The organism is Acidocella sp. (assembly GCF_050253495.1).
GTDB lineage: Bacteria > Pseudomonadota > Alphaproteobacteria > Acetobacterales > Acetobacteraceae > Acidocella.
In genome coordinates this window covers 53724-80018 of the sequence record NZ_JBFWIX010000011.1, presented here as the reverse complement: position 1 = coordinate 80018, position 26295 = coordinate 53724, and the positions used below count along the sequence as shown (strand labels likewise).

Sequence of the window (26295 nt, the reverse complement as noted above, 5' to 3'; positions counted from 1 at the left end):
TCAGGCAACCTCGTTGATCTTCGGAGCCGGAATTCGCAAGGCGCGCGGCACGGACGCCGCCGCCATATCGGCCAGGGAAATATGCAAAAGCGCATCGCGGATAGCTTCGTTAACCGGATCCCACCGCCCCGCGACGGGGCAGAGAGACTGGCTCCCGCAGGTCGTGCCCGCCCCCTCCACGCATGAGGTCAGGGCGATCGGGCCGTCAATGGCCACGATCACCTCGGCAACGGCGATCTCAGCCAGGGGCTTGCCCAGCCTGTACCCCCCACGCGCGCCACGCGTGGAGATCACCAGACCATGCCCCGCCAAAACCTTCAGTACCTTGGCCACCGTAGGTTCCGGCACGCCGGTGCCCGCCGCTATCCCAGGCGAGGTTTCAACGCCGTCCGCCATACTCAGGCGGACCAGCGCGGCCACCGCATAATCGGTCAGGCGTGAAAGTTTCAGCATATCGACCCCATTAAAAGGACCTTAACGGTCCTGTTTCTCAATTGGGCCATCGGGGACAAATCGTCAAGCAGTTTGGCTATGCCGAGACGGAAGATTCATACCCCATACGCACGGCATCGCAACAAGTTTGTTGCTCAGACCCGGAAAGAACGGCCTTGCCCGAACCTAGCGAACGACTATCCCAATCGCGCAATAATCTCAGGCAACTCCCCCGGTGTTTCCGCTCGGGCTTCGCCCTGCCCCTGCCCATAACCCCAGGCACAGAAAATGGCGGGCAAACCCAGCCCGGCGGCGGCGTTCATGTCATTGGCGTGATCGCCGACCATGATCGCATCCGTCGCTTCCAGCGCCGCCAGGGCGGCAGCCAGATGACGTGAGTCAGGTTTGCGATAAGGGGTGGAATCCCCTCCCACCACCGCATCGAAATAACGTGTAAGATCAAGAGCCGCCAGCACTTCCTTCGTCGCGCACATCGGCTTGTTGGTGCAGATGGCCAAAGGCCGCCCCTGTGCCTTCAGTGCCGTCAGAACGGCCGGAATGCCGTCATAAACAACTGTCGTGATCACCGGGTTTTCCGCATATAGCGCCATGAAGCGCGCATGCTGCTCAGAGGCTGGAACAAGCCCCCTGGCGGCGAAGGCCCGCTCCACCAGCACCTTGGCGCCATCGCCGATCATGTCCCGCACCTGCGCCAGGCTCAACGCCTCCAGCCCCGCCTCGGACAGCACCTGGTTGAGCTTCAAGGCAATGTCCGGCGCGGCGTCGATCAGCGTACCATCCAAATCGAAGATCACCGCACGCATGAAACACTCCGCCAAATAATTTGAATCTCCTGTCCTTTGACACAGAGCGGGCGCGGGGGCTACCGCAAGAAGGGTCAATGGAGGGTCGAATCAGATGTGCGGAATCGTAGGTGTCGTGGGTCACTCAGACGCGGCACCGCTGCTGCTGGGGGGACTGCAACGCCTGGAATACAGGGGCTATGATTCCGCGGGCATCGCCACGTTGGTGAATGGCCATATCGACCGCCGCCGGGCCGAGGGCAAGCTGAAAAACCTGGCCACCGTGCTGGCGGCGGAGCCATTGTCCGGCTCCACCGGCATTGGCCATACGCGCTGGGCCACCCATGGCGCGCCGACAGTAAGCAACGCCCACCCGCACGCCACGTCTCGCGTGGCGGTCGTGCATAACGGCATCATCGAGAATCATGCCGCCCTCCGCGCCGAACTGGAAGCCAAGGGGCAAAGCTTTTCCACCGAGACAGACACCGAGGTGGTGGCCATTCTGGTCGATTATCTGCTGCAGCAAGGCTTGGAACCGGTCGCGGCGGCGGCGCGGGCCTTCGCCCGGCTGGAGGGGGCCTATGCCCTGGCCCTGATCTTCGCCGGGCATCAAGATTTGATCATCGGCGCTCAACGCGGCGCGCCCTTGGCCGTGGGGTTTGGCGCGGAGGAGATGTATCTCGGCTCCGACGCGCTGGCTCTGGCACCCCTGACCCGCGAGATCGCCTATCTGGAAGATGGCGACTGGGTGGTGGTGACCGCCAAGGGAGCAATTTTCCATGACAGCACCGGGGCCGTGGTATTGCGTCAGAAAAAGCTGACAGCGCTGACCGGCGCGGCCATCGGCAAGGGCAATTTCCGGCATTTCATGGAGAAGGAGCTGCATGAGCATCCGGTGGTGATCGGCGATGTCCTGCACCGCATGCTGGAGGGGGAAACACCGCGCCTTCCCTCCCTGCCCTTCGATCTGGCGGACATCAAACGCATCACCATGAGCGCCTGCGGCTCGGCCTTCTATGCCGGACTGACAGCCAAATTCTGGCTGGAAAACCTGGCCCGCGTGCCGGTGGAAGCCGACGTGGCGAGCGAGTTCCGCTATCGCAGCCCACCGATGGATGATGGCGGACTGGGGCTGTTGGTGAGCCAAAGCGGCGAGACGGCCGACACGCTAGCCGCCTTGCGTTACATGAAAGCGGAAAATCAAAAGATCCTCTCGGTGTTGAACGTGCCGGAAAGCACCATGGCTCGTGAAAGCGATGCAATCCTGGAGACCATCGCCGGGCCTGAAATCGGCGTGGCCAGCACCAAGGCCTTTACCGCGCAGCTGACCGTGCTGGCCGTGTTCGCGCTGGCGCTGGCGCGGGCCAAGGACACCAAACGCATCGATGAAATCACGCGCCTGGCCTCTTCCCTGCTGGAAATTCCCGCCAAGGCGGCGGAAGTTCTGGCCAACGATGCGCCTATCCGGCGGCTGGCGGCGCGGATCGCCGAGGCACGGGACGTGCTTTATCTGGGCCGGGGCGCCTGTTTTCCGATCGCGCTGGAGGGGGCCCTGAAGCTGAAGGAAATTTCCTACATCCATGCCGAGGGATACGCGGCGGGTGAAATGAAGCACGGGCCAATCGCGCTGATCGACAAATCCGTACCGGTGATCGCCATCTGCCCCTCGGGACCGCTCTTCGAGAAAACCGCTTCAAACCTACAGGAAGCAGCGGCGCGCGGCGGACAGATCATCGTATTTTCCGACGATGAGGGCGCCTCGAAACTGGCTCCCATAACCACCGAAACGATCCTGCTGCCGGCCATCGACCCGTTCGCCGCTCCCATTCTGCACGCCATTCCAGTGCAAATGCTCGCTTATCATGTCGCCGTGATGAAAGGCACGGATGTGGACCAACCACGCAACCTAGCGAAATCTGTCACCGTGGAATAGAAGATCGTCCTTATTTATTTTGAAGTCGCAATAATTTTTCGCTGGCTGTTTTGCTTTGGTTACGCAAAAAACCTCATGCAAAACATCAGTTGATTATCATAACTTATTGTATTTACATGGCATTTTTCAAAGGTGAACGTAGGATAAAATTTGGCAAGATTGTGTTTTAAGGTTTGAAACACCCGCGCCAATGAAGCTATGCTTCCTTGGTCCGAGAGCAAGGGTGCAAAAGATGAACCAAATTCAGACACTCTCTAAAGTTGCCCGGATTGCCGCGCCGAGGAAACTTCCCGTTCCGGCTGGCAGTCACGCGAAGGAAACATTCATCATCGAGGATGGCTGGGTGTTTCGTGAGCATCATGGCAAATATGTCGAATGCATTTGCCGCAGCGACGAAATCGCCAAACTGCCCGGCGGACAACGGCCAGCCAGCAGACGCGTCTAAATTCAATCACCTTCAGCAAAGCGCATGGCCTAGACCATGCGCTTTAGTTCTGCCTATTGCCCAACCCGGGCCTTGGTCGTGCCGCCAGGCCCAGCCACGGGAGTTGTCGAACCGACCGTCGCCTGCGGATGCAGCGCCACTTGCGGCAAGGTCGGCTGGTTGGCCCATACCGCGCTGGAACCGTTGGGTTGCGGCTTTACATTGGCTGGCTGCGGCGCATTAGCGGGCGGTTTGGCCACACCTGGCTGCACCACGGAGTTGTTGGGATTATCCGTTACGTTCGCCGCCCCCGTGCCTTGCGCCAAAGCCACCCCACCCAGGCTCATCGCCAAAACCACGCCCACGCCAACCCGGATCATGTCACGCTCCTGATATGTCATATATTTCATATATAGGCATGACATTTCCGGCTTTGATACAACGCAAATTGCCAAGATGGCACCTCAGACCAGCGTTTCGGGCGGGATGGCGCCTTGCTCTTCCGTCAGTCCTTCTTAATTTGCCATCATGCATGAGACGATCACGCCATCCACCCTGACCTGGCCCGTCACCAGATTCTCCAGTACCCAGACACCACAGACAAGCGAGCTTCCCCTTGCGGAGGAAACGCCCATCAACCTCCTCTACAACACACTGCCCTATGCCACGATGATGGCCACCGCCCGGGATATCGAGGATTTCTGTACCGGATTTTCCGTGACGGAAGGCATCGTGGAGCGGGCGGAAGACATCAAATCCGTCGAGCTGGAACAAGGCCGGGGCTTCATCAAGGCGGATATGCGAATCCCGCCTGATCGGTTTCACAGGCTGTTGCGGGCATCCCGGCGAATGGTGGTGGGGCGCACCGGTTGCGGGATCTGCGGGATGGAGGATGCATCCCAAATTCTGCGTCCCCTGCCCGCCTTACCCCCTGGCCCGCCTACCTCCCTCGCCGCGATCCGGCGTGGGCTGAAAGCCCTGCCAGAACAGCAAGGGCTCAATCAGGAAGTGCACATGGTGCATGGGGCAGCCTGGTGCGACATGGCGGGCAAGATCAAGCTGATCCGGGAAGATGTCGGGCGGCACAACGCGCTGGATAAGCTGATCGGCGCGGCATTGCGCGGCGGGCATGATTTATCGGATGGTTTCTGCCTGCTGACCTCGCGCTGCTCCTACGAGATGGCGCAAAAATCCATCATCGCGGGTATCCGCACCATCGTCGCAATTTCCGCCCCCACGGGGCTTGCCTTGTACACGGCGGAACAGGCAGGGCTGACGGTGGTTGCCATCGCCCGCCCTGATGCACAAACCCTGTTCACCGGAAAACTGTCGGAATAAGTGTCAGACCACCACCCGGACGGGGATGGATTTCGCCGCCGGCGTGCCCGAAATTTCGTCGAAATGCCCAAGAGGCAGCAATGGGTTAAGCTCAGGATAATACCCCGCCAGACTGCCCCGGGGCATCGGGTACGGATAAACCGTCAGCCCTTCCACCCGACGGGCCACATCATCGTCCGCGATCGTTTCCAGCGCCACCTTCGCATGTGGCGCGATATTGGCGGCCCGCATATCCTCCTCATTCATGAACAGCACCATGCGCCCGTCATAAACCCCACGGTAACGGTCGGAATAGGAATAGATCGTGGTATTGTATTGATCGTGCGAACGCACGGTGGAAAGCCTGAACATCTCCGCCCCGCCGATGGGCTTGTCCTCATCCAGCCCATCGAACAACAGGAAATTCGCCCGACCGCTCTCGGTGTTCCATTTACGCTCACGCGGCGGAACGGTGAGATGAAAGCCGCCTGGCGCCTTGATCCGCTCGTTGTAATTATGGAACAAGGCTGGATACACCTCGGAGATCTTGCCGCGGATCAACGCATAATCGGCGATATAATCCGCCCACGGCACCAAGCTGCTTGGCATGGCCGCCATGGCCATGCGGCATACGATCTCGACCTCGGACCGCAATTCGGGACTTGCCGGTTCCAATATGCCCCTCGATGAGGTGACATTGGACATTGCATCCTCAATGGTGACGAACTGCTCCCCCGTAGCCTGCCTGTCGATCTCGGATCTGGCGATTACCGGCAAAATCAACGCCTGTTTGCCATGCACCAGATGGCCGCGATTCAGCTTGGTCGCGATCCCAACGGTCAGATTCAACCGCCGCATCGCCTCATAGCCAATCGGCGTATCCGGGATGGCATGAATGAAATTGCCGCCCAGTCCGATAAAGACTTTTGCCGTGCCGGCAATCATTGCCTTCACGCTCTCCACGACATGGTGGCCATGCTCACGAGGCGGCTTGAAGCCGAAAACCTTTTCCAACTGATCGAGATAAGCAGCGGTGGGTTTCTCCTCAATTCCCACCGTGCGGTCGCCCTGCACATTGGAATGGCCGCGTACCGGGCAGATGCCCGCGCCCGGCTTTCCAAAATTACCCCGCAGCATCAACAGATTGGCGATCTGCTGGATCACGCGCGCCCCCTGCTGATGCTGCGTGACCCCCATGCCAAAACAAATGATGGTGGCCTTGGAAACGATATAGACATTGGCACAGCGGCGGATCTGCGCCTCGTCGATACCCGACACCCGGACAATATCCCGCCATTCGGTCGCTTCTATATCCGCCTTCAGCGCCTCGAAACCGTTCGTGTGCTCCTGGATAAAATCTTCATCCAGCACGGCCTCTCCCGCCGCCTGGCGTTCGAACAACACCTTCATGATGCCTTTCAAGAAAGCGACATCGCCGCCAATCTTGACATGCACGAACTCGCTGGAAATCGAGGTGGACTGGAAGGTCGCCATCTCCACCATATCCTGCGGCTCGGTAAAGCGGATCAGGGCACGTTCGGGCATGGGGTTCACCGCCACGATGGGCACGTTGCGCTTACGCGCATTCACCAGCTCGGTCATCATGCGCGGGCTGTTGGTGCCAGTATTCTGCCCGATGATGAAAATCGCCTCAGCCTTGGCGAAATCGCCGATCACCACCGTGCCCTTGCCGATACCGATCGACATGGGCAGGCCACGGCTGGTCGGCTCATGGCACATGTTCGAGCAATCCGGGAAATTATTGGTCCCGAATTCGCGCACGAACACCGAATAAAGAAACGCGGCCTCGTTGGAGGTCCGGCCCGAAGTATAGAACTCCGCCTCATCCGGGCTTGCCAGCGCGTTCAACTCGGAGGCAATCAGCTTGTATGCATCCTCCCATGAGACCGGCACATAATGGTCTGTCGCGGGGTCATAGCGCATCGGCTCGGTCAGACGGCCTTGCTCTTCCAGCCAGTAATCGCTCTGCGTCATCAATTCCGCCACGCTGTAGCGGGCGAATAGCTCACGCGTGGCACGCTTGCGGGTGGCCTCCACCGCCAGGGCCTTGACGCCGTTTTCGCAGAATTCGAGCTTCTTCTCACGTTCGGGATTCGGCCAGGCGCAGCTTGGACATTTAAAACCATCCGGCTGGTTCATCTTCAGCAGAGCCTGGCTGCCTTTCACCGCAACGCTCTGTTCCAACAAAATCTTGGCCGTTGCCTTGGCCGCCCCCCAACCGCCAGCCGGGGCATCATAGGTTTCAAAACGAAGTTTTTCTGACATGACGGCACACTCCGGCTACGACCTGTCTGAAAATGAGCCGCCGCGCGCTTGGATGCAAGACACCGAAGAGCCGCTCTGACAGCAAGGCTGGGGTCAGGTCACCACGTCATGCGGCTCATGCGCATCTAGCCAGGTGATCACCCGTTCCGCCGCGAAATGACATAAAATTCCAACCAGCCCGCCAAGCAGCACCTCTTCCCCGCGCCAGAGGCCTGTCTGCAGAATGGATCCGGTCTCGCTGCGGGTCAGCAGAACAATCGGCGCCGTCCACATCGACACGCGCAAATCCGGCCATAGCCGGACGAGCAGCGCGCACAACGCCACGGCACCGGCGAGCTGACAGGGCACCGACGCGCCAAAAGCCAGCAACGCCCCACCCACGATAACCGCCGCGATCACGCCAACGATGGTCCCCGTCAAGCGCCAGAGCGTGGCGCGATTGGTGTCGTTCAGCTTTTCCTGAGACACAATGATACCCGACATGGTTGCCCAGACCGGGTGAGGGAGCCCGACCGCCCTGGCCAGCAAAAAAGCCAGGGCCGCCGCCGCCGAGCAACGCAGGATGAAGGCCGCATGCCGGTAAAATTCATCCTTGCTCATGCATCGCCCGGCTGCCCCGTTGCTTGTCAGTCCTTATGAGCTTCAAGGAACCAGAGTGCTTTGTCCAGATCGCGGGAATAAGCCGTGAAAATATCCGCCGTATCGGCATCTCCGGCCTCATCCGCCTCGTCGATCGCCTTGCGGGCGGCATTCGCCACCTGCCCGTAATGGCCCGTCAACGCGGCGAGATGGTCGGCAATGGAATGAATGTCCGTCGGATAGGCGGACAGCGTGCTGGTTTTCACCACCTCCTGGGAGGTGCCCATCGCCACGCCCCCAAGCTGCACGGCACGCTCGGCCATCGTATCGATATGCCCATCAAGCTGACCACGAAACCCGTCCAGCATCTCATGCACGGCGATGAATTGCTTGCCTCTCAGGTTCCAATGGGCCTGTTTGGTGATCAAGGCGAGGTCGATCCCCTCCGCCACGCGGGCATTCAGCAAGGCGATGGACGCCTTCTTGGTGTTGTCGGCCATGTTATTGGCGGTCTTGCGCAGTGACATGCTCAGCTCCTCAATGATCGGTCCGTTGATATGGACTTCATATTGGGAGCCTTGCCCCGCCATCTCAAGCCATGCCCGGGCTTATCCGCGCCACCGCACTTTACAGCCAGATTAAAGCTGGGCTAGGTACCTCCATAAATGCGAATGATTCTCATTATCTAAAAGAAAGGAACCCAGCCATGAAGCGTCTTCTGCTGCTAACGGCTTGCCTGACGGCCAGCGCCGGCCTCGCCCGCGCCACGCCCCCCACGCTGACAATCTACGCCGCTCAGCACCCGCAGGTGGAAGCCATGCTGGCTGATGCATTCACCAAGCAAACCGGCATTCCCGTTCGGCTGCATCAGGGTGAAGCACCTGAAATCGCGGCACAGATTCTGGAAGAAGGCGCGACCTCGCCAGCCGACATCTTCTTCACGGAGAATTCGCCAGAGCTGAACCTGCTGGATGAAAAGGGGCTGCTGGCACCGGTCGACCCCGCCACGCTGGCGCAGGTGCCAGCCCAGTACAGCGCCACCGACGGCGACTGGCTGGGTGTGCTGGCCCGCGAGAATGTGCTGGCCTACAACCCCGCGAAAATCCAGGAAAGCGCCCTTCCCGCCTCGCTGCTGGATCTCGCCAAGCCGGAATGGAAAGGCAAGATCGGCATCGCCCCGAGCGATGGCGATTTCCTGCCCCTGGTCAGCGCCGTCATCAAGGAAGACGGCAAGGCCGCCGCCCTGGCCTGGCTGAAGGGGCTGAAAACCAACGCCAAGATCTATGAAGACGACGAAGGCGTCGCCGCCGCCGTGGCGCATGGCGATGTCGCCGCCGGAATCATCAATAATTATTATTGGTACCGTCTGGAAACACAGCTCGGCGCCACGGGCATCCACAGCCGGGTCTATCACTTCACTCATGGCGATGTCGGCGGACTGGTGAATGTCTCCGGCGCCGCGATCCTGAAATCCTCGAAACATCAAAAGGAAGCGCAGGAATTCCTGGCCTTCCTGGTCAGCCAATCCGCGCAGGAGATGCTGGGCAAAAGCAATGTCGATTTCGAATACCCGCTACGCCCCGGCGTGTCCCCCAACAAGGCTTTAAAACCGTTCAATGATTTGCAGCCACCGCCAATCAAGGCCGCCGATCTTGGCGACGATCAGGAAGCCGGCCGCCTTTTGCAGCAAGCCGGGCTGATCTGAGGCATGCAACCGGCATCAGCGCCGATCCGCCGCCATACCGCCGAGCAAGGCGTTCCCCGCGCCTTGCTCGGCGCCGCCATCCTGGCCACGGCACTCGTGCTGCTGCCGATCGGCATTACCGTGAAAAACGCCATGACCGGTGGCTGGGCCTTGGCGGCCGAACTGATCTGGCGGCCGCTGACCGGTGAATTGCTGCTGAACACGTTGGGGTTGATCGTGGGAACCTGTCTGCTGTGCGGGGCAACCGGCACAGTGCTGGCTTGGCTGATGGAGCGCACGGATCTACCTGGCCGGCGTTTCTGGGCGCCCTTGGCGGTTGCGCCGCTGACCATTCCGGCCTTCATCACCAGTTTTACCTGGCTTTCCATCAGCCCGGCTTTCGCGACTTATGGCGGTGCCTTGCTGGTGGTCAGCACGGCTTATTACCCGTTCGTCTATCTGCCCGTGGCGGCCGCCCTGCGCGGCATGGACCCCGCCTTGGAAGAAACCGCGCGCGCCCTTGGCCGGAATTTCTGGTCGATGTTGTGGCGCGTGGTGCTGCCCCAACTCCGCCCCGCCCTGCTGGGCGGCATGCTGCTGGTGGCGCTGAATACGCTGGTGGAATTCGGCGCCTTCGCGTTGCTGCGTTTTCGCACCTTCACCACCGCCATTTACGGAGCCTATCGCACCGGCTTTTCCGGGCCAGAACCAGCCCTGCTGGCCATGGTTCTCCTGCTGCTCTGTATTTTGTGCTTAACCGCGGAAGCTCTGATCCGTGGCAAAAGCCGCTATGGCCGGCTGGCGCGCGGCACCAGGGGAGCGGCACTTCGCTATGGGTTGGGGCGCTGGCGTTGGCCCGCCATGGCCTTGCCCCTCTTGCTGGGGCTGGCCACAACTTTCATGCCGCTGGCCACTATCTGCTTTTGGATGACGCGTCCGGCGGATAGCGCCACCACGGTGGCTGGCGCCTCGTATCTCGGGCTGCTGCGCGCGAGCTGGAGTTCCGTCAGCCTCGGGATCGAGGCCGCATGCCTTACCCTCGCCTTGGCCCTGCCGCTGGGTTTTCTGGCCACGCGTCACCAGGGCCTGCCTTCCCTGCTGCTGGAACGCTGCGCTTATCTCGCCCAGGGCATTCCGGGAATTGTCGTGGCGCTGGCACTGATCTCACTCAGCGTGCATCATCTGCGCCCTCTTTATCAGAGCCGTGGCCTGCTGGTCATCGCCTACGCCATTCTGTTCCTGCCGCTGGCGCTGGTTAGCGTGCGCGCGGCCTTGTCGCAGGCTCAAACCCGGCTGGAGGAAGCCGCCCATTCATTGGGACTCGGGCGGGTGGAAACATTCTGGCGCGTGACGCTGCCCCTGGCCGCGCCAGGTTTCGCCGCCGCCGCCTGCATGGTTTTCATTTCCGTGGTGACGGAACTGACCACCACATTATTGATGGCCCCCATCGGCACCTGGACTCTGGCCACGGAGCTTTGGGCCGACACCTCAACCGTCGCGTTCGCCGCCGCCGCGCCCTATGCGGCGGTCATGGTGGCGATTTCCATGGCCGCCTCCTGGCTCCTGGCCGGCAGGCTGGGGCGCGCGGGGGTTCTCTCCTTCGATTCGCATTCATGAACCGGAAACGCGTGAGCATGCTCGACATTTCCCACCTTGGCAAAAATTTCGCCGGCGCGCCGGTCCTGCGGGATATTGAATTCTCCATTCCCACGGGCGGCCTCGTGGCGATTCTGGGGGCGTCCGGCAGCGGCAAGACCACCCTCTTGCGGTTGATCTCCGGTTTTCTCCGCCCGGATTCGGGGCAGATCTGGCTGGACGGCGCCCAGATCGCCTCACCGGAACATTGCCTGCGTCCGGAACGGCGCGGCATCGGCTATGTGGCGCAAGAAGGAGCGCTATTCCCACATCTCAACGTCGCGCAGAATATCATGTTCGGCCTCCCCCGGCCGGAACGGAACAACCATTCCAGGCTGACGCACCTTCTGAGCATGGTGGGATTGCCGGCACATTATGCCACCCGGCCGCCACAAGCCCTTTCGGGAGGGGAGCAGCAACGCGTGGCACTGGCCAGGGCCCTTGCCCCCGCGCCGCGCCTGTTGCTGTTGGACGAACCATTTTCCGCCCTCGATGCCGGGTTGCGGGCCGAAACCCGCGCCGCCGTGGCTCAAGCCATCCATGAAGCCGGCACAACCGCGATCCTGGTGACGCACGACCAGAGCGAAGCCCTCTCCATGGGCCAAAAAGTGGGGGTAATGCAGCAAGGCAGATTAGCCCAATGGGCCTCACCAGAGACACTCTACCGCCACCCGGCCACGCCGTCCCTGGCGAGCTTTGTCGGAGAGGCCGTCTTTCTGCCGGGCGAATCGCTGGGCCAGCAGGCGCGTTGCGCGCTGGGTCTGCTCACCTGCGCCATCCCTCAGCCGCCAGGCCCATTGGACATCATGATCCGTCCCGAACAAATCCAGATCGGCGATGCACCCGGGGCTGTTCCGGCTTTGGTCGAATCCGTCACATATTACGGGCACGACGCGGCCGTGACGATGGCATTGCGCCAGACGGACGGCCTTGAAGTCACGGCGCGCGTCCATGGCCACACCATTCCGTCCCCTGGGCATGAGGTCCGGGTTTCCGTGCAGGGCAAAGTCACCGCTTACCCCGCCATTCCCGCATCGATAGCCTGATCCACGCATTTAATTAAGAATTATTCGCATTTACTATTGCCGATTAAATGCGAATGGTTTTCATTGTCGACAATCTTTCTGGGAGAGATCAAAATATGATCACACGCAATTATCATCGCGGCCTGCTGGCCGCTCTCGGCTTCACCCTGGCTCTGCCCAGCGCCGCGCTGGCCGATGAGGGTTACCTCGCCTCTCTGCACCATGAGCATCTGGTCACCTCCACCGTTCCGGAAAATGGCGACCAGAATCCCTACGCCATGGCCATATCTCCGGTCAGCGCCGGCAACCTGCAAAAGGGCGACCTCCTCGTCGGAAATTTCAATAACGCCAAGAACCTGCAAGGCACGGGCACAACGATCATCGACTATCGCCCCGCCACCGGTAAAACCACGACCTTCGCCACACTGCCCGCGAAGCTCGATGGCTGCCCGGGCGGCGTGGGGCTGTCCACGGCCATGGCGGTGCTGAAATCAGGCTGGGTCATTATCGGCAGCGCCCCAAGCACCGACGGCACCACCAAGACACTGGGCAAGGGATGCCTGATCGTGCTGGATTCCTCTGGCAAGGTGGCGGGCACCATCTCCGGCCCGAACATCGCCGACCCATGGGGGAACATGGCCTGGATCGATAACGGCTCCAAGGCCACGCTCTTCGTCAGCAATGCCGGATTCGGCATCGGCGCACCGGGCCAGCCAGTGCAAAACACCGCCACCGTGCTGCGGATCGAGCTGAACATTCCCGAAGGCAAGGCCCCGGAAGTGGCGAGTCAAACCGTGATCGGCAGCGGCTTTCCCGCCCGGGCCGATGAAAGCGTGTTCCTGATCGGCCCCACGGGCTTGGCGCTGGGCAAGGATGGCACACTGTATGTCTCGGACGCCATCGGCAACCGGGTCGTGAAAATCCTCGACGCCACGACTCGCATGGACAGCGCCGGAACCGGCGAAGTTGTGACCCAGGGCGGATTGCTGAACCGTCCCCTGGCCCTGACCACAGCCCCAAACGGCAATCTGATCACCGTGAACGGGCTGGATGGCCGCGCCGTGGAGATCGACCCCACAACCGGCAAGCAGATCGGCGATAAATGGCTGGACAAGGACGAAGCCCAAACCCCACCGGGCAGCGGCGACCTGTTTGGAATCGTGCCGAGCCCCGACGGCAAGGGTATTTATTATGTCGAGGACGACATGAACACCGTCATGCAGGCGAAATGAACGGGCACGACAAGAAAGCCCCGTCGCGCCGGTGCTTTCTGGGCACGGCAGGGCTGGCGGGAGCGGCCGCCAGCCTGCCCGCCTCGGCGGTGAAAGCGGCCATGCCAGACATGGCGAAAACGACCATGCCATTTTACGGAGCTCGGCAATCGGGCATCACCTCGCCAATGCAGAATGCCCTGTATTTCGCCGCATTCGACCTGAACACCGAACGCAGGGCCGACATCGTGTCGCTGTTGCGCCGTTGGACGAATGCCGCGGCCCGCATGACCGCGGGCCTGCCCGCTGAACCTGGCCGGCAAGAGGAAGACCAGCCTGGGCTGGATAGCGGCGAGGCCGTGGGGCTTGGCCCCTCGCGCCTGTCCGTCACATTCGGCTTCGGCCCTGATTTATTCACGCATGACGGCAAGGACCGTTACGGCCTGGCGGCCAAGCGCCCCGCCGCCCTGGTGGATTTGCCGCGCTTCAACGGCGACCAGCTCGTGGAGGAACAATGCGGTGGCGCCCTATGTGTGCAGGCCTGCGCGGACGACCCGCAAGTCGCGTTTCATGCGGCGCGGCAGCTGGCGCGGCTGGGATATGGCGTCACCACCCTGAAATGGACCCAGGCGGGTTTCAGCGCCGCGCCGGAAACCAAAGGCACGCCACGCAACCTCATGGGATTCAAGGACGGCACCATGAATCCCACCGGCCATGAGCTGGATGAAGCCGTCTGGGCCGGGGCGGAAGGCCCGGGCTGGATGGTCGATGGCAGCTACATGGTGGCGCGGCGAATCCGAATCGCGCTGGAACATTGGGACCGCATGAAGGTGATGTTCCAGGAGCAAACCTTCGGTCGCAAAAAACAGTCAGGCGCGCCACTCGGCGCGCGGGACGAATTCGACACGCCGAATTTCAACGCAACCGACAGCGACGGCAACTACATTATCCCGGAAACCGCGCATATGCGCCTGGGGGCGGCCCAGTTCAACAATGGCGCCCAGATCCTGCGCCGCTCATATTCCTACAATAACGGCGCGGTCTTCACCGCCGAGCGCTGGCCACCCTGGACCCAAGCCATCGAATTCGATTCGGGTCTTTTCTTCCAGGCTTATCAGAAGGATCCACGCACGGGCTTCATCCAGATTTTCGACAAGATGTCGAAATTCGATGCCTTGAACCAGTTCACCACCCACGTGAACAGCGCTGTCTTCGCCTGCCCCCCAGGGGCCAAACAAGGCGGTTACATCGGCGAGTCCCTGTTCGAGAGCGCCTGAAAAAACCTTGAATTCCGCGCTGCGACGAAAAATCTGAAACCTGGTGCGGGTGGTCGGAATCGAACCGACACTCCATTGCTGGAACCGGATTTTGAGTCCGGCGCGTCTACCAGTTCCACCACACCCGCCCGGTGGAAGCTGTGTAAGTTAGGCCTCGCACGAAATCAACAGGCGATCCACTTGCCAGCCCTTTCTGGTTTGGTTATAGACCCGCCCCACCGGTCCCGAATAGCTCAGTTGGTAGAGCAAGCGACTGTTAATCGCTCGGTCGTAGGTTCGAGTCCTACTTCGGGAGCCAGGTTTTCATCTGACAAAACCTAAAGTTTCCGGCACCTCACTAAAGGCGGCCAAAGGCCGCCAAGGTAGTCATCAAGCTGGTTGGGTAAACAGCACCGCCTTGGCGATAGCGTCGGCCAGCGCCTCAATCCCCTCCCCGCTGCGGGCATTCGTGGCGATCAATGCCTTGCCGCCCCGCGCCGCGCGCGCCTCCTCCAGCATTTTTTCCAGATCAATGCCCACATAAGGCGCCAGATCGGTCTTGTTGATCACCAGCAAATCACACCGCAGCACACCAGGGCCGCGCTTGCGGGGAATATCGTCTCCGCCGGCGACATCGATGACGAAAATCCACCAATCCACCAGATCGAGTGAAAAGGTCGAGGCAAGATTATCTCCTCCCGATTCGTAAATAATGAGTTCCAACCCCGGCATCGCCGCTTCCATGCGGTCTCCCGCCAGCATGTTCAGCGTCGGGTCCTCGCGGATCACGGTATGTGGGCAAGCACCGGCCTCCACCGCCCCCACGCGCGCCGGGTCGATCAAACCCGACCGGCGCAAACGCTCCGCATCCTCGGCGGTGACAAGATCATTGGTGATCACGGCGAAATTAATCCCTCGGCGCTGTAAAACAGGGATCAACGCTTCGATCAGCGCCGTTTTGCCCGAGCCCACCGGGCCACCAATTCCGATTCTCGCCGCGCTCATCTGCCTTATGCTCTCCTGTCAGGATGGTTCGCTCCGCGGCCAGCTACAAGCCGCGCGATTCCAGGAAACACGTTTGCCAATGCTCCGTCCACCCAGCCTGGGGCCTCACAAGGCCTCGACTCCATTGGCGGAAAGGGCGGCGCGCAGGGGGCCGGCATCCAGCTTCTCCAGGGCATGCGTCCTGGCCCTGGCCCCCAGCGCCGCGCGCAAGCCCGCATCTCCACCAAGGCGCCGTAACCAGGCAGCCGCATGCTCTATATCCGGCTCCGCCCACCGCGCGCCGCCGCCCTTTTCGTAGATACCGCTCATATCCTCGATCTCAACCAGATCATAACCGATGAGCGCGGCGCTTTGCGCATCCATGAAGGCGAGATTGCCAGACCACCCCGTGGCCACCACCGGCTTGGCACGCAACATCGCCTCCGCCAATACCAACCCAAACCCTTCTGAGCGGTGTGGACTCAAAACAATATCCGCCCGCGCCAGCAACGCCGCCACCTTCTGGCGTGGCCAGGCACCGCTCATGATTCGTATATTCGCTCCCGCTTCCGCTTCCAGCCGCGCCGCCTCGCGCGGATAGGCCCCGGCTCCCTGAAGCTTGACGACCAGTATCTGCTCCCGCTCACCGCCAAAGGCCCGGCGGAACGCCGCAATCCCGGCAAGTGGATTCTTCCGGGCAAAGCTGGAACCCAGAGACAGCACCATCAACGTCACCACCGCATCTTCCGGCAAACCAAAATCCACATCCAACTCAGCCGGTGGCAGGCCGTACAAGGCCAGCGGATACGGCACCAACCGCACCCGTCCAGGCAGCAGCGGCTCCAGCGCCTCAGCGACAAAGGCCGAGGGCGCCCAGACCTCATGCACATAGCGCCCGCCTTCTCTCCAATTCAGCGGCGCCACGGGCAACTCCCATGCCCAGCTGCCAATGACACGCCGCCCCCTCAGCCAGTCCTTTCCCGCCCGTGCCAGCATCAATCTCAGGCTGGGCGCATTCACCGCCAGCAGCAGCGCCGCTCCACTGGGAATACCGCCCCTCGGCGCCCGGCCCACCCCCATGACGATTGGCGCACCGCCAAACCCCGCGCTTCGTGCGGCGCTCTGCAAAATCCGCCCCGCTTCTCCAAGTCCCGTGCCCCCATCCAACTCCCCCGCGACGGCGAGCCCGCGAGACAAGGAGACCGGCACGGAATCGGCACGAGGCGCCAGAATCGAGGCCACGCGCCCCAGCCCCGCCCGGCGCGCGCCAGCGGGCAGCATACGCCACAGATGATGGCCCAAGGATAATCGCTCCACACGCCCACCCTATGTTGGCCGCGCCGCCGGGAACACACTTAAAACGAGTAAAATTAAAAAATAATCAACTTTTAGTTTTATTTTGATGGAGGTTTTATTTATGTTTTCTTCATGTCCGAACCGCTTTTACTGCCCGCGCATCATAGCGAATCCATCGCCGCCGCGACATCGGACAATCCCATCTCAGGCCGTCTGCTTTGCGCCATGCGATATGGCGCGCTAGGGGCCAGTTCACGCCTGCGCTTAGCTCAATATGCGCCTTTTCTCCGCCAGGTCGGGCTGGATGTCACGCTACGCCCCTTTCTGCGGGATGATTATCTGAACGCGCTTTATACCGGACGCTCACGCACGGGGGCAGCGCTGGGCGCCTATTGCCGGGCCCTGTCGGTCCGCGCCGAAATCGCCCAGCACGACCTGCTGTGGATCGAGAAGGAGCTGCTGCCCTGGCTCCCGTACTGGCTTGAGCGGGGCCTGCTCGGCGACACCCCTTATATACTGGATTTCGACGATGCGTGGGCCCTGCGTTACGCCCAATCCAGCTCTTCCTTGGTCAAGCTGCTGCTGCGCAATAAATTCGGCAATCTGCTGCGCCAAGCCGCGTTGACGATTGTCGCCAACGACACACTATACCGCTGGGCCGTGTCGGAAGGAGCGCGGAATATCCTGCTCTTGCCAACCGTCATCGACCCGGCGCGCTACCAGCCCACGCCATTGCCCGGCGGGCCGTTCACCATAGGCTGGATCGGCACCCCCCTGACCGCCACTTACCTGCATCTTCTCGCGGCCCCTCTGCGCCTGTTAAGCCAGGAGGGACCATTGAAACTGCTGGTCATTGGCGCGCCAGGCTTCACCATGCCCGGCGTCGATGTCGAAAGCCTGCCCTGGACGGAAGCCAGCGAAGCCATGATGATCGGAAAATGCCATGCGGGCATCATGCCCCTGCCGGACACGGAATGGGCCAATGGCAAATCCGGCTATAAGCTGATCCAGTACATGGCGATGGCCCGGCCCGCCATCGCCAGCGCCATCGGCGCGAACAACCGGATCGTTCACGACGGCGAAACCGGCTTCCTGGCCCATACACCAGACGACTGGCTGGCTTATTTGCGCCAGCTCCGCGCCAACCCTGACCTGGCCGCCCGGATGGGCGCGGCGGCACGGCTGCGGGTGGAGCAGCATTACAGCTTGGCCGTCACCGCCCCCATCCTGACCGAAACGCTCAGCGAGCTGCTTGGCAATATTGCCGCACATAAGGTGAAAACGCGGTTTGCAGCGCGGGAACGCTGAGCTTGAATGCCTCCAGCCGGTAAGGCGCATGCCGCCCATAGCCGCCGCGCGGCTTGGCCTGAATACGCCGGTCCATCGCCCGCAGGGCTGGTTCCGTTAACTCCTCGCCAAAATGCGCGTAAATCCGCGCCAGCGCCGCCAATGGCGCGGCGGTGAATTCCTCATATTGCATATGCAGCTTGCGTGAAGCCGGCACATCGGCGCGTTGGTCGAACTGCAGCAGCAGGTTGGCCCCTTGCGTCCACCTCGCGGCGACTTGAGCGCCAATCTCACCGGCATCGATCCCGCGCAGGAACGGTTTGCGCAATACCTGGGTCAGGTGCGCGACCGAGCCCAGAACCGCGATCGGGTCACGATGTAAAATGACAAAACGCGCATCCGGGTAGGTCCGCAGGATGGCGTCCAGCGTGAACGTATGATCGGGACATTTCAACACCCAGCGCGAGGGCACGCCATTTTGCAGAAATTGCAGAAATTTCTTGTGAAACCGGAAAGCATCGTCATGCCCCCTGGTCTCCAGCCATTCAAAATAAGATGGCACACGATGCGTGGAATCAAACCGCAGGCTCTGGAACACATGCGCCGTGATCTCGCTGCATTCCTGCGGGCTGTCGGCGTAGATCGGGTGCAGTTCCCGAAAACCGGGGGCCAGCCCATTGAATAGATCGAGCTGCTTATCGACCCGGGAAACACGCTTATCCCCTTGCGGGTCGAACCCCGCCGGGCGGGGGGCGGGGTAGATCATCTGCCAGTTGCGCGGCACCTGGCTACCCGGATCTTCCGCCATCAGATTATGCAGGAAGCTCGTGCCCGAACGCGGCAAGCCAAGAATGAACAAAGGTGCCGTCACCGGTGCCGCGGCCAAGGCCGGGTTGGCCGCGTGCGCGTCCTCGATGAGTTGCGCATTGCGCAACAACCGCAAGAAATCCCACCGCAAGGAAAGCCGGCCAAACAGACTCAGCGCCGATTCGTTCTTGATGGCCCCCAAAAGCCGTTCCAACCCCTCCACGGCATCGGGTGCGGGGGCAACGCCGGCGGTCTGAACCAGGCTCTTCGCAGCCACGACGGGAAACGCCGCTTCAGGCACCAGCCCATCGGCAAGCTGAAACCCCTTGCTCAGCAATTTGGCCAGCATCGTCATCTCAGCGCGGCTTCCGTTCGATCAATTCGATTTTATACCCGTCCGGATCCTCGATGAAGGCAATCACCGTGGTGCCGAATTTCACCGGGCCAGGCTCGCGGGCGATCTTCGCCCCACCCGCGCGCAGTTTCTCGCAGGTGGCGTGAATGTCCGGCACCCCCAGGGCCAGATGGCCAAACCCTGTTCCCGCCTCATAATGCTCGACCCCCCAATTATAGGTCAATTCCAGAACGGTATGGCTGGCTTCGTCTCCATATCCCACGAAGACAAGGGTATATTTGCCTTCGGGCACCTCGTGACGGCGCAGCACCTTCATGCCCAGCAGGCCGGTATAAAAATTCACACTCCGCTCCAGATCTCCAACACGAAGCATGGTATGAAGATAAGAGAATTCGCTCATGTCCTGGTCTCTCCTGCTGGCCTTATCCATTTAAGTACGAATACCGACCAAAAAAACACCCGCTTTATCGGCAATTTCAATCAATTGCGCCCGATTGACTAAAATCGTGCCGCCAGCCTCGAATGCCACCCCCCTGAGCCCTGCATTACATGCATGATGAACCGTGTCCGGCCCCACTGTGGGCATATCGGCTCGCCGTTCCTGTTGCGGTTTGGCAATTTTCACCAGAACCCCGGCCGGGCCAGCACGTCTTACCGCCGGAATGCGGGTCAGCATGGCATCCGTGCCCTCGACGGTCTCCACCGCCAGCACAAGCCCCTGCTGCACCACGCAGGCCTGCCCCACATCCGCGGCGCCGATGATCCTCAGCACCTCCACCCCGCGTTGAATATCCGCCATGGCCTGTTCATCCGGCTGCGTGGTGCTCAACACTCCTTCGGGCGCCAACGCGTCTTTTATGATCTCATGTGCCCCCAGAACCCGGAACCCCTCCTCCGATAGGATGCGGATAATCGCCGCAAGCAAGCCATCATCCCCTAGAAAGGCCGCCCTGCCAACACGCGCCAGCAGCCTTGCCCCTTCCGCGTCGGGGCGTAGCGACAAAAAGGAAGGCCTCTTGACCGGACCGATCATTACCAGATCCTGGCAGCCTTCCTCCCGGAACGCCCGGACCATCGCCCCGATGGCGCCAAGCCTGTAGAATTTATGTGGAAAAGACTGAAGGGGCTCGGCCAGCGCATAGCCTTCCAGCGCCGCGATGAACACACCCCGTCCCGCCGCCCGGGCCGCGGCAGCTACTTGGCCGGGCAAGGGCCCCCCGCCCGCGATAATCCCAAGCGGGCTCAAGCGGCACGCGCCCTATTCGTCTCCGCCCGCGACATTGGTCAAAATGCCATGCTTCGAGGGCGAGGCAATAAAAGCCAGAATATCGCGTATATAAGCGTTATTCTTATAGGTTTCCTCCGCTTTCGCCACGCGCTCGGCAAACACCCCCGGGCCGGAAAACAAGAATTTATATGCGGTGTTGATCTCGGCGAGTTCGGTTTTCTCCACCCCCCGGCGCTTCAGGCCAATCAGATTTAGCCCAAGCAGTTCGGCCCGCGTTCCGAACACGCGGGCATAGGGAATGACATCGCGCGTCACCCCTGTCAGCCCTCCGATCATGGCGCCGGCACCGACACGGGTGAATTGCAACAGCGCCGCATTACCGCCGATCACGGCGCGGTCGCCTATTTCCACATGCCCGCCCAGCGCGACATTGTTGGAAATGATCACCCCATCGCCCACCACGCAATCATGCGCGACATGCACGGTGGCCATCAGCAGACAATCCGCGCCGATCCTGGTAACGCCCGAGCCCGTGACCGTTCCACGATGGATGGAGGCATGTTCACGAATCTGCGTCCGGGGGCCGATAACGGTCTCGGTCTCCTCGCCCTTATATTTAAGATCCTGAGGTTCCAGCCCCACCGTGCAGAACGGAAACAGCTTGACGCCCGCCCCCACCCGCGTGCGCCCCGCAATGGCGACATGGGAAACCAGTTCCGCGCCTTCCTCCAGCACAACCTCTCTGCCCACCGTGCAGAAAGGGCCAATTGTCACGCCTGGGGCGATAACGGCGCCATCCTCGATGATGGCGGTGGGGTGAATCATGCTCTTTACCGTATCCAGCATTCTCTGTCCGCTTCAGGCCTGTTCGCGCTGTACAGGCGCGCACCAGCCAGAGCCAATCACATTCGGTTACCGCTTATGTCGAGACACAGCGCCAATCTCAGACAGGTTTTTCCTTGTCCATGATCATGGCGGTAATCGTGGCTTCCGCCACCACGGCGCCGTCAACCCGCGCTGCGCAGACAAACCGCCAGATCTGCCCGCGCCGCTTCTCCTTGGTCACGGCAATCCGAAGCTGATCGCCCGGCGTCACCGGCTTGCGAAACTTCGCACCGTCGATCGACATGAAATACACAATGGGAATCCCCGCCTCCGGTCCCAACGTGGCGATCACGAGCCCCGCCGCGGTCTGGGCCATGCTCTCGATGATCAGCACGCCCGGCATCACCGGGTGCCCGGGGAAATGCCCCTGGAAGAACGGCTCGTTCACCGACACGTTCTTGATGCCGACAGCCGAGTGGTCCTTGCGGACATCCACCAGCCGGTCGACCAGCAAAAAAGGATAGCGGTGCGGGATCATCGACAAAATCTGCTTGATATCGATCATCGCCACATCCACGGGCGGAAGAGTCTGTTCCGTCACGTCAGTCATCGTTCAATTTCCTGGTTTTTGTCCTTTGCGCCCCGACTGGGCGAGTTTTCGCAAGGTGATCACCTCGCGAAAGAAGCTTTTCGAGTTCTGCGCGGGCGCGCCCAGCACCTCCTCGCCATCCGGCACGTCCTGCATCACGCCCGATTGTGCCCCGATGCGGGCCTTGTTCCCGATCTTCAAATGTCCGGTCAGCCCCGCCTGAGCGGCAATCATCACCCCCTGGCCAATCTGCGTGGAACCGGAAATTCCCGCTTGCGCCACCACCACGGAATAAGGCCCGATATTCACATTATGGCCGATCTGCACGAGATTATCGATATGCACACCCGGACCGATCACCGTATCCTGCGCCGAACCGCGATCAATGGTCGTGTTGGCGCCGATCTCGGCACCATCTCCGATCAGCACACGCCCCAATTGCGGAACAGGGGTGAAACCCGTCTTTGAAATCGCGAAGCCGAATCCATCCTGACCGATGCGCGCCCCCGGATAGATCACCACCCGGTCTCCCAGAATGGCGTGGCTGAGCGTGACTTGCGCATGGATGCGACAATCCCGCCCGACCACCACCCCTGGCGCGATATAAGCCAGCGCGCCGATGGAACTGCCCGCGCCAATCTCCGCGCCCGCGCCGATCACCGCACCCGCGCCAATCTCCGCCGAGGGGTCGATACTGGCCAACGGGTCGACAATGGCGCTGGGATGCACGCCGGGCGAAGACTCCGGAAACGGGTAGAATAACGTGGCAACCCTGGCCCAGCCCACATAAGGCTCGCTCACCGCCAGCGCCACGCAACCCGGCGGCACCTTGTCCAAGAAATCAGGATGCAGGATGACCGCTCCCGCCTTGGTCTGCGCCAGCAAACCGGCATAGCGGCGATTATCGAGAAAGCTAACATCCTCCGGCCCAGCGCTTTGCAGCGGCGCGATGCCGGAGATCATCCGCTCCGGCTGGCGCGCCTCCGTTCCCAAAAGCGCGGCGAGCGCGGCGATCGAATGTGGCCCGGTACGGTGGAAAAAACGCCCGTCACCAGGTTTCGCGTCGTCTGCCATGGCTCAGGGGCCAACGCCCTGGTCTTCGGGCGGGTTAATCTGCATGCCAGGCGTGACCACGCTGGGCGGTACCTTCACACTCGGCAGCAATTTGTTCAGCTCCTTCACGGTTTCGTCCGTAATGTCGAACGCCGCCACATTCAGCACCGCCTGCTCGCGATGCAGCACGAGGTTCATGCCATGCGCCTGCGCTTCCTGCTTGACGATCCCGGCCAGCATCGCCTCGATCTGCTGCAAGGCGGTCTGCCCCGCATTCTGGATGGCCTGGTTGCGCTCCTGGAACTTGGTCTGAGTCGCGGCAATCTCGTTCTGCAGTGCCTGCTCCTTCTTCTCCAGCTCGGCATCGGTGAGCTTGCCACGCTCGGCCATGATGGCCTGTTGCTCCGCCTGGATCTTGGCCCGGGCCGCCTGGGCATCCTTGGCCAAGGCATCCTGACGCTTCTTGATCTCGGCCTGCACGGCTTGGGCGGCGGTGGATTGCTGGAGCACCTGGGGCACCGACAACACGCCGATGACAGCGGTGGGAGGCGGCGATTCCGCGGGCAATGCCGGCAGATTCGGCACCTTGAACTTGGTCGTCTGCGGCTGAGACGTCTCATCCGCGGTCGGCGCAAGGGGTTTCGGCTTGGGCTTGGGCGCCATTTCTGGCGCTTTCTGCGTCTGGGCGCTCGGGGGCATGAAGAAACCCGCGGAACCGGAAGATGATGAGGACTGGGCATGTGCCGCCGGTGCGGCTCCCAGCGTCAGCAGCGGCAAGACGAGCGCATAGCGGGAAAGAGCGGACACTTAGAACCTCGTACCAAAAGAAACGCGGAATTGCTGGACCTGATCGCCCTCCTGCTTGACCACGGGCTGGGCCAAGGAGAGGTTGATCAGCCCGAAAGGCGTATTCCAGGACACACCAACACCCGCGCCGACACGCGGCGCGGAACTATCGTGGAGCGTCGCCGTGCCAATCGGGTTCGCCCCCCAGAGAGAGCCGACATCGACGAAGGCGAAACCTGAAATGCCAAGATCCGGGGAAACCGGCAACGGGAAATGCAGCTCGGTGCTCTGCGTCCACATGTAACGGCCACCGATCTGGCCGCCGCTGCTGGTGAGCGTCCCGGAACTATTATAAACCGGCTCGACATAAGGGCCGACACCGCCATCGGCAAAGCCGCGCAACGTGTCGCCACCCAGGAAGAAGCGGTCCTCGATCTTGTCCTGGTAGCCGCGCATATCGACCAGATAGCCCGCCGAACCGCTGAACTTCAGCACCCAGCGCTTATTGCCGAATATACGCTCCAGGGGAATGTAATAGGAGACATCCGGGCTGATACGGAGATATTTCGCATCCCCGCCCAGACCCGCCAGATCCGTCGTCAAATTCACCATCAGACCGGAAGTCGGGTTCTGGTCGTCGTCCAGATAGTCGAAAGTCAGGGTCTGGCTGAGCTGCGAAAGCGAGGATTTGCCGGCTTCGCTCTCAATGTAGATATTGGTGCTGCTGCCGGTTGGAATGTCGTAAATGTTACGTTCGCTGACCGTATAGGTGAAGGTCTGGCGTACATTCTGGTTGAAGCGGTAACCCAGCCTGACATCCGCGCCGATCGAGCTTTCGGAATAGGAATAGGCTTGCGAGGTGGCGGTATAGGAATCCGTCACCGTGCGGAACACATCCCAGCCCGCAATCAGGTTGCGATCCAGGAAATACGGGTCGGTCATGCCCAGATTGATCTGGGTGCCGCGCTGGGCGATCAACGCGTTGATCGAGGCATTGATGCCCGTGCCCAGGAAGTTATTCTGGCTTAAGCCGGTATTCAGCAGCGCGCCGATCGAGGTGGAATAACCACCCCCAAGAGAAAACTGGCCGGTCGCCTGCTCCTGCACAGCCGTATTGAGCACAACCTGCTGCGGCGTGGATCCGGGCGAGGTGGTAATCTTCTCATCCTTGAAGAAGCCCAGATTTTTCAGGTTTTGCGTCGATTTATCAATCTTGCTTTGATTATAGGCGTCGCCTTCCGCCACCGTCAGCTGGCGGCGGATCACCTTGTCCTCGGTGCGGGTATTGCCGGTGATATCGATGCGCTGGATCCAGACGCGCGGCCCATTGACGACATTGAGAACAATATCGAGCGTATGGGTTTTCTTGTCGCTCTTCACCTGCGGGTTCACCGTCGCGAAGGCATAGCCGAGATCGAGCGCTCGCTTGTTCAAGGCGTCGATCCCTTCTTGCAGGGCATCGCCGTCGAACCAGTCCCCCTTGGAAAGCGGCACCAGCCCGCGCAGATCCTTCTCGGACAGATGCGGAATGCTTGAAACGATCTTGACCGAACCGACCTTGTAACGCGCCCCTTCATCGACCGTGAAGGTCAGGTAGAAGGATTTGCGATCCGGGCTGAGATTGGCATTGGCGCTCAACACCTGGAAATCCGCATAACCCTTATGAAAATAGAATTTATGCAGCAGATACTCGTCATATTCCACACGCTCGGGATTGTATTCATCGGCGCTGGAGAGGAACCGCCACCAGGCGGACTGGCGGCTGGAAACGACTTGGCGCAGCGTGGATTGCGAGAAATGATGATTCCCAACGAAGCCGATACGGCTGATCAGCGTCTCCTTGCCCTCATCACACTGATACACCACGTTCACGCGGTTGTCCGGCAGCTTGATGATATTGGCCGTGACCTGAGCGTTGTAATGGCCCTTCTTGGCATAGGCATCCAGCAAGGCGCGCCGCCCGGCCTCGGCGGCCTCGGGCGTATAGACCGAGCGCGGCTTCATACTGACGGCGGCCAGCGCGTCCTTGTCGGACAAGGCGCTGTTGCCTGAGAACAAAACCTGGTCCACCAGCGGGTTTTCCACCACCGCCACATCAAGATCATTGCCCTTGCGGGTAATGTTCACGCTCTTGAACAGGCCGGTGGCATAGAGCGTCTTGACCGATTGGTTGATCTGCTGCGGATCGAACGGCGACCCTGGCTGCACCACCATGTAAGCGGTGATGGTGCTGGCTTCTATTCGCTTGTTACCCGTGACATTGATGGCGGCTATCGTTCCGCCCGCGGGCACCGCGGCGGCGGCCGGCGTGGCGGCCAGCGCCCTGGTGCTGCCAGGGCTTGGGGCGGCGAGCATGGCCGGCAGCAGGCAGACAGATGCCAGAAGAACGGAGCGCGGCTTTAGCAATCGAAATCTCCCAACCAGGAACCCCCGGACCCCCGGGACTTGTCATCTCGCGGCGTTTGGCACGCGCCAGCCCTCCGGGCAAGGTGTCCGCACT

The 26295-nt window shown here is 61.2% G+C and carries 25 protein-coding genes and 2 tRNA genes; 10 read left to right on the top strand and 17 right to left on the bottom strand.

Features of this window, described 5'->3' with window-relative positions; translation table 11 throughout:
• Together AB7D48_RS10375 and AB7D48_RS10370 are read right to left on the bottom strand one after the other, a co-directional pair.
• Positions 1–453 carry an RrF2 family transcriptional regulator gene (locus AB7D48_RS10375; protein WP_427978559.1) on the bottom strand — a complete coding sequence of 151 codons (453 nt, stop codon included), beginning with the start codon at positions 451–453 and terminating at the stop codon, positions 1–3.
• Positions 454–629: 176 nt separating this feature from the next.
• Complete coding sequence (locus AB7D48_RS10370) at positions 630–1256, bottom strand: HAD-IA family hydrolase (protein ID WP_427978557.1); 627 nt, start codon at positions 1254–1256, stop codon at positions 630–632.
• Between the two features lie 94 nt (positions 1257–1350).
• Between AB7D48_RS10370 and glmS the strand changes: the two genes are divergently transcribed.
• Together glmS and AB7D48_RS10360 are read left to right on the top strand one after the other, a co-directional pair.
• Positions 1351–3168 (top strand): glutamine--fructose-6-phosphate transaminase (isomerizing), encoded by a 1818-nt coding sequence (gene glmS / locus AB7D48_RS10365; protein WP_427978554.1) that lies wholly within the window; start codon positions 1351–1353, stop codon positions 3166–3168.
• A gap of 232 nt (positions 3169–3400) precedes the next feature.
• Entirely contained in the window at positions 3401–3613 is a 213-nt protein-coding gene (locus AB7D48_RS10360) for a hypothetical protein (protein WP_427978552.1), read from the top strand.
• 53 nt (positions 3614–3666) lie between these two features.
• On the opposite strand, the gene AB7D48_RS10355 is transcribed toward AB7D48_RS10360, so the two are convergent.
• On the bottom strand, positions 3667–4002 hold the full coding sequence (locus AB7D48_RS10355; protein ID WP_427978550.1) for a hypothetical protein: 336 nt from the start codon (positions 4000–4002) through the stop codon (positions 3667–3669).
• A 118-nt stretch (positions 4003–4120) separates the two neighbouring features.
• Here AB7D48_RS10355 and fdhD point away from each other — a divergent pair, with 118 nt between their 5' ends.
• Positions 4121–4930 carry a formate dehydrogenase accessory sulfurtransferase FdhD gene (gene fdhD, locus AB7D48_RS10350; protein ID WP_427978547.1) on the top strand — a complete coding sequence of 270 codons (810 nt, stop codon included), beginning with the start codon at positions 4121–4123 and terminating at the stop codon, positions 4928–4930.
• A gap of 3 nt (positions 4931–4933) precedes the next feature.
• Here the strand turns inward: fdhD and AB7D48_RS10345 are convergent, their stop codons facing one another.
• The 3 genes from AB7D48_RS10345 to dps form a co-directional block, all read right to left on the bottom strand.
• A complete protein-coding gene (locus AB7D48_RS10345; RefSeq protein WP_427978545.1) occupies positions 4934–7195 on the bottom strand; it encodes an FdhF/YdeP family oxidoreductase in 2262 nt (753 codons plus the stop codon).
• Between the two features lie 93 nt (positions 7196–7288).
• Positions 7289–7795: an FUSC family protein gene (locus AB7D48_RS10340; RefSeq protein ID WP_427978542.1), complete on the bottom strand. Its 507-nt coding sequence runs from the start codon at positions 7793–7795 to the stop codon at positions 7289–7291.
• A gap of 26 nt (positions 7796–7821) precedes the next feature.
• The gene (gene dps, locus AB7D48_RS10335) at positions 7822–8301 is read right to left on the bottom strand and encodes a DNA starvation/stationary phase protection protein Dps (RefSeq protein WP_427978540.1); all 480 of its coding nucleotides are present in this window, start codon (positions 8299–8301) and stop codon (positions 7822–7824) included.
• 179 nt (positions 8302–8480) lie between these two features.
• Here dps and AB7D48_RS10330 point away from each other — a divergent pair, with 179 nt between their 5' ends.
• The 5 genes from AB7D48_RS10330 to AB7D48_RS10310 all read left to right on the top strand — a co-directional run bounded on the left by AB7D48_RS10330 (position 8481) and on the right by AB7D48_RS10310 (position 14606).
• Positions 8481–9479 carry an iron ABC transporter substrate-binding protein gene (locus tag AB7D48_RS10330; protein ID WP_427978537.1) on the top strand — a complete coding sequence of 333 codons (999 nt, stop codon included), beginning with the start codon at positions 8481–8483 and terminating at the stop codon, positions 9477–9479.
• 3 nt (positions 9480–9482) lie between these two features.
• Entirely contained in the window at positions 9483–11075 is a 1593-nt protein-coding gene (locus AB7D48_RS10325; protein ID WP_427978535.1) for an ABC transporter permease, read from the top strand.
• Between the two features lie 17 nt (positions 11076–11092).
• On the top strand, positions 11093–12139 hold the full coding sequence (locus AB7D48_RS10320; protein ID WP_427978650.1) for an ABC transporter ATP-binding protein: 1047 nt from the start codon (positions 11093–11095) through the stop codon (positions 12137–12139).
• Between the two features lie 95 nt (positions 12140–12234).
• Positions 12235–13350 carry a hypothetical protein gene (locus AB7D48_RS10315; protein ID WP_427978533.1) on the top strand — a complete coding sequence of 372 codons (1116 nt, stop codon included), beginning with the start codon at positions 12235–12237 and terminating at the stop codon, positions 13348–13350.
• Entirely contained in the window at positions 13347–14606 is a 1260-nt protein-coding gene (locus AB7D48_RS10310) for a Dyp-type peroxidase (protein WP_427978531.1), read from the top strand. Before AB7D48_RS10315 ends, AB7D48_RS10310 begins: the two co-directional genes overlap by 4 nt.
• Positions 14607–14647: 41 nt before the next feature.
• Here AB7D48_RS10310 and AB7D48_RS10305 read toward each other — a convergent pair.
• Positions 14648–14734, bottom strand: a tRNA-Leu gene (locus AB7D48_RS10305).
• Positions 14735–14828: 94 nt separating this feature from the next.
• Between AB7D48_RS10305 and AB7D48_RS10300 the strand changes: the two genes are divergently transcribed.
• A tRNA-Asn gene (locus tag AB7D48_RS10300) sits at positions 14829–14904 on the top strand.
• A gap of 71 nt (positions 14905–14975) precedes the next feature.
• Here the strand turns inward: AB7D48_RS10300 and ureG are convergent.
• Entirely contained in the window at positions 14976–15590 is a 615-nt protein-coding gene (ureG, locus tag AB7D48_RS10295) for an urease accessory protein UreG (protein WP_427978529.1), read from the bottom strand.
• Positions 15591–15695: 105 nt separating this feature from the next.
• A complete protein-coding gene (locus tag AB7D48_RS10290) occupies positions 15696–16871 on the bottom strand; it encodes a glycosyltransferase family 4 protein (RefSeq protein WP_427978526.1) in 1176 nt (391 codons plus the stop codon).
• 126 nt (positions 16872–16997) lie between these two features.
• On the opposite strand from AB7D48_RS10290, the gene AB7D48_RS10285 reads away from it, so the two are divergent.
• Complete coding sequence (locus AB7D48_RS10285; protein WP_427978523.1) at positions 16998–18173, top strand: glycosyltransferase family 4 protein; 1176 nt, start codon at positions 16998–17000, stop codon at positions 18171–18173.
• Here the strand turns inward: AB7D48_RS10285 and AB7D48_RS10280 are convergent.
• The 8 genes from AB7D48_RS10280 to bamA form a co-directional block, all read right to left on the bottom strand.
• Positions 18106–19314 (bottom strand): sulfotransferase family protein, encoded by a 1209-nt coding sequence (locus AB7D48_RS10280; RefSeq protein ID WP_427978520.1) that lies wholly within the window; start codon positions 19312–19314, stop codon positions 18106–18108. The two genes, AB7D48_RS10285 and AB7D48_RS10280, sit on opposite strands and share 68 nt — an antisense overlap.
• Before the next feature lies 1 nt (position 19315).
• The gene (gene gloA, locus AB7D48_RS10275; RefSeq protein ID WP_427978517.1) at positions 19316–19714 is read right to left on the bottom strand and encodes a lactoylglutathione lyase; all 399 of its coding nucleotides are present in this window, start codon (positions 19712–19714) and stop codon (positions 19316–19318) included.
• A 30-nt stretch (positions 19715–19744) separates the two neighbouring features.
• Positions 19745–20560 (bottom strand): LpxI family protein, encoded by an 816-nt coding sequence (locus AB7D48_RS10270; protein WP_427978515.1) that lies wholly within the window; start codon positions 20558–20560, stop codon positions 19745–19747.
• 12 nt (positions 20561–20572) lie between these two features.
• Complete coding sequence (gene lpxA / locus AB7D48_RS10265; protein WP_427978512.1) at positions 20573–21388, bottom strand: acyl-ACP--UDP-N-acetylglucosamine O-acyltransferase; 816 nt, start codon at positions 21386–21388, stop codon at positions 20573–20575.
• A 97-nt stretch (positions 21389–21485) separates the two neighbouring features.
• Complete coding sequence (gene fabZ / locus AB7D48_RS10260; protein WP_427978509.1) at positions 21486–21977, bottom strand: 3-hydroxyacyl-ACP dehydratase FabZ; 492 nt, start codon at positions 21975–21977, stop codon at positions 21486–21488.
• Between the two features lie 3 nt (positions 21978–21980).
• Positions 21981–23030, bottom strand: a complete 1050-nt coding sequence (lpxD, locus tag AB7D48_RS10255) for a UDP-3-O-(3-hydroxymyristoyl)glucosamine N-acyltransferase (RefSeq protein WP_427978507.1) — start codon at positions 23028–23030, stop codon at positions 21981–21983.
• Between the two features lie 3 nt (positions 23031–23033).
• Complete coding sequence (locus AB7D48_RS10250; RefSeq protein ID WP_427978504.1) at positions 23034–23816, bottom strand: OmpH family outer membrane protein; 783 nt, start codon at positions 23814–23816, stop codon at positions 23034–23036.
• Positions 23817–26201: an outer membrane protein assembly factor BamA gene (gene bamA / locus AB7D48_RS10245; RefSeq protein ID WP_427978501.1), complete on the bottom strand. Its 2385-nt coding sequence runs from the start codon at positions 26199–26201 to the stop codon at positions 23817–23819. It lies immediately after the preceding gene.
• Positions 26202–26295 lie beyond the last annotated feature (94 nt).